Annotated in this window: 5 protein-coding genes; all 5 read right to left on the bottom strand. The window is 48.4% G+C overall.

Annotated features, from left to right (window positions below; all coding sequences use genetic code 11):
- Positions 1-250: 250 nt before the first annotated feature.
- The gene (locus tag QT984_RS26790) at positions 251-679 is read right to left on the bottom strand and encodes an NUDIX hydrolase (protein ID WP_333340848.1); all 429 of its coding nucleotides are present in this window, start codon (positions 677-679) and stop codon (positions 251-253) included.
- 90 nt (positions 680-769) lie between these two features.
- Positions 770-1,996 carry a glycosyltransferase family 4 protein gene (locus tag QT984_RS26785; RefSeq protein WP_333058011.1) on the bottom strand — a complete coding sequence of 409 codons (1,227 nt, stop codon included), beginning with the start codon at positions 1,994-1,996 and terminating at the stop codon, positions 770-772.
- Positions 1,997-2,022: 26 nt separating this feature from the next.
- The gene (locus tag QT984_RS26780) at positions 2,023-3,594 is read right to left on the bottom strand and encodes an MFS transporter (RefSeq protein ID WP_333058010.1); all 1,572 of its coding nucleotides are present in this window, start codon (positions 3,592-3,594) and stop codon (positions 2,023-2,025) included.
- 231 nt (positions 3,595-3,825) lie between these two features.
- Positions 3,826-4,701, bottom strand: coding sequence for a DNA repair protein RecO (gene recO / locus QT984_RS26775; protein WP_333058009.1), 876 nt, complete (start codon positions 4,699-4,701; stop codon positions 3,826-3,828).
- A gap of 316 nt (positions 4,702-5,017) precedes the next feature.
- Complete coding sequence (deoC, locus tag QT984_RS26770) at positions 5,018-5,698, bottom strand: deoxyribose-phosphate aldolase (protein ID WP_333211823.1); 681 nt, start codon at positions 5,696-5,698, stop codon at positions 5,018-5,020.
- Between the last annotated feature and the right edge of the window lie 302 nt (positions 5,699-6,000).

Here is a 6,000-nt window from a genome sequence, read left to right as displayed (position 1 = left end):
GGAACAGGCATCTTGCCTGTTGCTGACATTATTGCAAGAAGATTGAATGTTTTTGTGGAACAGGCATCTTGCCTGTTGCTGACATTATTGCAAGAAGATTGAATGTTTTTGTGGAACAGGCATCTTGCCTGTTCCTGACGGGCGAGACGCCCGTTCCACAATAACATTGAGTTTTTTTTGTGGAACAGGCATCTTGCCTGTTCCTGACATTGGTGCAAGATGTGAGATGAACCAAACAAAAACTCCCCTCCTACAAACGAGGCCGCAATCCATAATGACGGTAACGCCAATAATCTCGTAAAATGCGATCGTGATCGAAACACAACTCACGAGGAATCTGCCAAGATTCAAAAATTTGTAAACTTTTAGCATCGTCGGCGGCTTGAGGTTCGCCCGTTGCAGAAGCCAAGAATACAATACTGATTGTGTGTTGGCGCGCGTCGCGATTGGGGTCAGAATAAACGTAAAATTGCTCAATTAATTCTACATTCAAACTGGTTTCTTCTAAAGCTTCGCGTTTTGCCGCCGTTTCTACCGCTTCCCCGTAATCGACAAAGCCGCCGGGAATTGCCCAGCCGTAGGGAATATGGCGGCGTTCGATGAGTACGATCGGCCGATGGGGGCGATCGGCTAACTCGATGATAATATCAACTGTAGGAGCGGGATTTCGATAAGTCATATGCGAAGGAAGAAGGAAGGCACGACACGGATTTTGACACGGATACACGGATTAATTTCAACGGGTTTGGAGTTCCTTCTTCCTGCTGAATTATGCTAAACCGCGAATTAGTACGCGCTGCCTTTGCAAAACCTCTGAGTACAGCTTTTCCAACTCAGTAATATTCTGACTGAGAGTGTATCGCTCCATCGCCCGTTGGCGTGCTTTTTGACCAAGCAGCATTCCCAACTCAGGATGATCGCAAAACAGCGGCAGCAAGGTTTGCAACTGACTCCGTACCCGCTGAGTGTTCAAAACTATCCCCGCGCCTTCCTCCAAAGCCTCGCCGTCAGCACCGGCATCCGTTGCCAAACAAGCTAAACCGCAGGCCATCGCTTCCAGCAACGACAGCGACAGTCCCTCCACTAAAGAAGGCAAAATAAATACGTCTGCCCCCCGGAGGATTTCGATGCGGCGTTCCTCCTCGGCGACAAATCCGAGCCACACAATGCCATCATCTTCGCCGTAAAACAGTTGCAGCGAGGCGGCTAGGGGCCCGTCGCCTACGATCGCCAATACGTTCCCAGGGCCAAAATTACAGTGTTTCCACGCCTTGAGCAAAGCCTCGACATTTTTCTCCTGGGCAATGCGGCCTTGGTAAACAAAAATTCGATCGGCTTTTAATTCCGACTTCAACCCCGAAGGCCCTGGAGAATATTTAATGGCATCCACGCCGTTGGGAATCACGGCTACCCGTTCCTGTGGCACTCCCAACTTCACCAATATATCCCGCTGAATCTGAGAAAAAACGATCGTCGAGTCGTAGTTCGCCAAAAATGGAGCGTACAGTTGATACATCAGGTGTTGGGTTCCCGATGTCAAATTCCGCAATTTGCGATCGAACGGCGGGTGAAAAGTCGCCACCAAAGGCAAATTCAATTCTTGACAAATTTCCGGCAGCAGAAAGTCTAAAGGCGAAAGCGTCAGGGAAGCGTGAACAACATCTGGTTTCAGCCGCCGCAGAGATTTCATCAGCACTGTGCGGGACTTGAGAGTGGGAATCGTATAAATTTGCGATTTGTAGTGACAGGGTAAAGAGACTTCGTTGCAACTGGCGGATGAGAGCGAAGTGGTATATGAGGTTTGAGTAATTCCCTTTCCCCATGAACCATTTGCCATACTCCACCCCGTATTGTTCCTGTCCAGTGAGTCCGCCTCTTGGGCAAAGTGCAGAAAACTAACCTGGTATCCCCGGTCTAATAGTGCGTTGGTGACTTCCCTGGAGTAAGTGACGTTACCGCAAAAAGGTGATTTTTTTCCTAGCCAAGCGATGTGCATTCCAGTAAATCAGAGTTTGTTATTTTTTAGATTCGATCGACTTTGCTATTACTGCTACGGAAAATATACCAGGTTAAGACACCCCCAGCCATCGCTAATCCTGCTAAAGCCAAAAATACTGTTGGCAAACCCAGAAATGTTTCTGCTACCCCGGCCAAAGCCAACGGTAAACTCAAAGCGATATTAGTGGCATTGTTTTGCAGCCCGAAGACTTTTCCCCGCATTTCTTCTGGGGTTTCTGCTTGAATTGTAGTCTGCATCGGCACTCCCACCAATGAGGCAAATAAACCCAACAGGGTAATGAACAGCACCGACAGCCACAAATGGTCTGTAAACGCAGAAAGGGCCATCAGAGCAAGTGCCATCCCAATCGAGCCGATTAAACTCAGTTGGGAGTGAGAAAATTTGTGGCCGAGATAGCCGACTGTCGTCGCCCCAGCAGCCATGCCGACGCCCACCGCCGCCAGCAAAAAGCCAAATTGTGATGCTTTCATACCGGGGAGGATTTCTGCCAGCCGAACTGCTAGAACTGCCAAGGCTGCAAAAATGGAAAATAGAATAATTAGTTGAATTAAAGCATTGCGGACTTTGGGTTGATCGTTGATGTAACGCAGGCCATCTCGCAAATCTGCTAAGGGGTGGGGCGGTTCGTGTTCGACTTCGTTTTTTTCGCCTGTTTGCATCGACAGCAAGAGCACTCCGGCGAAGGCGTAACTTCCGCCTACTACTAATTCTTTGCCGATGCCGAGTCCGCCGCCGAGGTTGGAAAATAGGGTGTCGGCTAAAGCTAGTAAGGGTTCTCCGACTGCGAAGCCAATAATCACCGAACCCATCATGGTTGTGGTGTAGAGGGAGTTGGCTGATAGCAGGTGGCGGCGTTCCACAATTAGGGGAATCACTGACTGTTCTGCTGGCGCGAAAAATTGAGTTAAAGTCGAGACTAGGAATGTCACTAACAGCAGCAAGCAGAATCCGAGCGGCAGTTGACCGAGTTCCCACCCGTCAGACAGCCACAGCAGCACGGGCAATGTTAAAACAAAGGCTCCCCGCAGCAGGTTTGTGGCGACTAGCACTGCTTTTTTCGACCACCTATCGACATACACGCCTGCGGCGGCCCCGAACAGCACTGCGGGTATGGTAAAGGCGATCATGATTGCTGATACCCACCTGCTGATGGTTTGATCTGGCGCTTGAAAGCGGCTGGCTACGAGGGCGATCGTCAGTACGAGATAAACTTTATCTGCTAGTTGGGAAAAAACTTGCCCACTCCACAATGCTAGAAAATTTGGGTTTTTGAGCACTGGCAGAAATCCCGTTTGTTTTTCGGGAATTTCGGCTACTGCTTCGGAGAGTTCTGCTGCTGACTCTGGTGTGGGAACCGGGGGGATTGCTTCGGGCTGTGGGCTATTGCCGTTGTTCCAGTCTGGTGCTGGAGTTGTGGGGTATTTATCCATTTCTGGGTCTGGGACGTTGCTCCATTGTCGATCGGCCAAGACCGGCTCGGAGCTAAAATCGGGAAAATTTTCTCGTTCTTCCATTTTGTGGTGGGTCACAGCTAACACAGATATTCTCAAATCAGAATCAGACAGTCGCATCATAGGATTTGGGGTGGATGGCCTGGGATGGTGGAGGTTGGAGGGATTGGAATTTGAAATTGAGGTGTTAACCCCTAAGTTTATTAATAATCTCGTAACTTTATCTATATCTATTATCTGATGTCGCAACAACCTTGAAAATTTACCTGAAATTGCCGGCAGGTTCGGGTATCCGGCAGGCTGGGGGTGCGATGTACGATCGCCCCTTCACCTATTTAAGTCAACACTCAAAATTTAAAACTCAAAACTCTCTAGGTAGGTGTCGATCGAGCTTCCCGATCGAATCGTGCAACCTAAATGATACTGGGCATATTGTCGCAAAATATTTTCGACAGATATCCAAGTTGTTCGATCGGCAATCCCCTCTCCTAGTTCTGGACTAGCCAACTGTTGCAGCGCTGCTAATTCCTTAGCATTAATCTCGAAATTTGTCAAGTGTTTGCTGTCATTCGTTTGCCGGGAACGGGAGGCGGATTTGTACAAGCTACCGGTTTCTGAAGAGAGTTCTGCCTCTAGGTTAGCTAGCTCGGACAGGCTGAAGGTTCCCCCAGAGGGTATACTAAACCCGGTTTGCCAGTTCGGATCGGTGAAATTTGGGATGAGCGGCCCTCTGGTGGCGCAGCAGACTTGGACTTGGGGGGCGAGGCCTGCTAAGGCTAGCAGGTGAAAAATGCCGTGGGTGAGGTGAGCAATCAGCACGGCGGCAGATTGGATTTCTGTGCGATCGGACAAACGCTCCAAACGGCTCAAATGTTCGCCCAGCAACCAAAACAGGTCTTCTTGGGGCTCATCGGAAAGGGCGCTGGCGATCGCCAATTCCGCCAGATATTGCGACGCTGCGAGTTTTCCGAGGTTGCGGCTCAAACCCGGATGGGATTCTACGGTGTTGGCTTGGGTAATTTTGTCGAGCGATCGGCCTTTGGCAATTAGCAATTCGTTGACGACAAATAATTCGCTTCGGCCGCCAATGGTCGATCGTTGTTTGCGAACACCGGGTGCTACGGCTCGAATTAAGCCGAATTCCCGCGTTAAAATTGTCAGCAGTCGATCGGATTCGCCGATCGGCGCACTCTTGAGATTAATGCCAGTTGCTTTGTAAGTTCGAGTCACTCGATTTTAGATTTTAGATTTTAGATTTTAGATTTACAAGGACAGTAGCAAAAACAGTCCGCGACGCAGAACTTTTATTAGATACTCGTTACCAGGCTCTGCCTGGTAACGCAGATCCGGAGGCTCTGCCTCCTAATCCCAGCCGAGGCAGAGCCTCTAAATATGGGTTCCCAGGCAGAGCCTTGGAACCAGTTAAATTAGCCATTGCTAATAACTAATAACTAATAACTAATGACTAATGACTAATGAATTCCCCATTAGCCATTACCAATTAGCCATTGCTAATAACTAATAACTAATGACTAATGACTAATGACTAATGACTTTTATCTAAATTATCGCGCTGGCGCATTAATTCCGGGCCGCGAGAAGTCCCCAAACGAGTGGCCCCAGCTATTACCAAATCTAAAGCTTGTTCGTGAGTACGAATTCCGCCGGCAGCTTTAATCCCAATCCGTCCCTTCGTAACTTCTTTCAGCAGTCGCACATCGTCAACTTTCGCCGGGCCAAAAAAGCCAGTGTTGGTTTTGATGTAGGCGGCGCCGGCTTCCATGCAAATCTCAGCCGCTAATTGTTTTTCGGCATCGGAAAGGAGCGAACTTTCGATAATTGCTTTGATGGTGAGATTTGTTTCTTCGCAAATTTGGGCTAACTCCCGGTGGAATTCGTCGATTCTTCCCGCTTTCAACAATCCTAAGTTAACAGAGACATCTAACTCTACGGCTCCATTATCTGCTGCTTCTAGAGCTTCGTAAACTTTCACCGTTGAAGTCGAAGCACCGGTGGGAAAACCTATAACTGTACAGACTTTGGGACGTTTGCCGTGCAGCAGCTCAACTGCTTGTCTGACGTAGGCGGGATACACGCAAACTGTGACAAAGCCAAATCTCTCTGCTTGTTGGCAACAGTGTTCTACTTGCTCTGGCGTAGCGGTGGGGTCGATCAGGCCGTAGTCGATCAAGGGGGCAATATCGATGTCTGCCTGGTTTGCAGCCATTGCTGTTTTTTCTCCGAAGTAACTACTTTATTAAGTATGTATCGAATTTACCAATCTAAAATCTAAAATCTAAAATCTAAAATCGATCGACTTTACTTTGACCCCGATCGAGCATAAATACTCAATTTGCTGCTCGCAAAAACTCTTGTGGGAATTGGTTTGCCAATTTATGTCAAAAAATTATTTTGGTATCTGCCTTTAGATACATTTTTGATCTTTCTTTAGGTATACTTTGTTAAAAGGAGTTGCGGTAGAGCCTGCGTCAGCTACGCTAGGGCAGAGCCTGGTAGCGGCTACTGTTT

Origin of the sequence: Microcoleus sp. Z1_B2, from assembly GCF_036700325.1 — a bacterium.
Classification (GTDB): domain Bacteria; phylum Cyanobacteriota; class Cyanobacteriia; order Cyanobacteriales; family Microcoleaceae; genus Microcoleus.
Note: the sequence above shows the minus strand (reverse complement) of the source record. Positions and strands in the feature narration are given on the sequence as shown.

Bases quoted from the DNA above. Each gene is read 5' to 3' on its own strand.
- QT984_RS26785 (WP_333058011.1), bottom strand. From the start codon at position 1,996: ATGCACATCGCTTGGCTAGGAAAAAAATCACCTTTTTGCGGTAACGTC.
- QT984_RS26780 (WP_333058010.1), bottom strand. From the start codon at position 3,594: ATGATGCGACTGTCTGATTCTGATTTGAGAATATCTGTGTTAGCTGTG.
- deoC (WP_333211823.1), bottom strand. From the start codon at position 5,698: ATGGCTGCAAACCAGGCAGACATCGATATTGCCCCCTTGATCGACTAC.
- QT984_RS26790 (WP_333340848.1), bottom strand. From the start codon at position 679: ATGACTTATCGAAATCCCGCTCCTACAGTTGATATTATCATCGAGTTA.